At 67.1% G+C, this 434-nt stretch carries 1 protein-coding gene; it reads right to left on the minus strand.

Translation table 11 applies throughout. From position 1 onward, the window contains the following. On the minus strand, nt 1-434 hold a 434-nt coding region (locus AB4Z35_RS30650; protein WP_442101250.1), incomplete at both ends, for a hypothetical protein.

The following is a 434-nucleotide window of genomic DNA, read 5'->3' on the forward strand; positions in this document are numbered from 1 at the left end:
GTGTTGCGATTGATCAGCTCCACGGCCACCACGCGGCCGTTGCGCACGAAGGCGCCGTCGCGGAAACCGGCCTCGTAGACGATGCGGAAGCGGTCGCCCTTGGCGATGTCGTGGTGGAAGTCGATCACGCCCGAGAAGATCGAGATCATCTTCTGGACGATGTCGTCCGGCACGTTGGCGCTGTCCATCGACTTGAAGAAGCCGCCGGCCTCGATCCCGCCGGAAGCCATCTCGTAGTGCACGTCGTTGTCCACGGACTGGACGCGCGCCTTGTAGGTGTAGTCGCCGCCCTCGGCCTTCGGCGCCACGCGCTCGATCACGAGTTCGCGCGAGGCGGCGGCGTCGCCGCCCAGGTTGGCCTGGAGCGACACCAGCAGGTTGTGGTCGTCGATCTCGGCCTGCACGGCCTGGCCGGCGTCGAGGTTGAGCAGCCC

Source organism: Pseudomonas sp. KB_15, from assembly GCF_052114525.1.
GTDB lineage: Bacteria > Pseudomonadota > Gammaproteobacteria > Pseudomonadales > Pseudomonadaceae > Aquipseudomonas.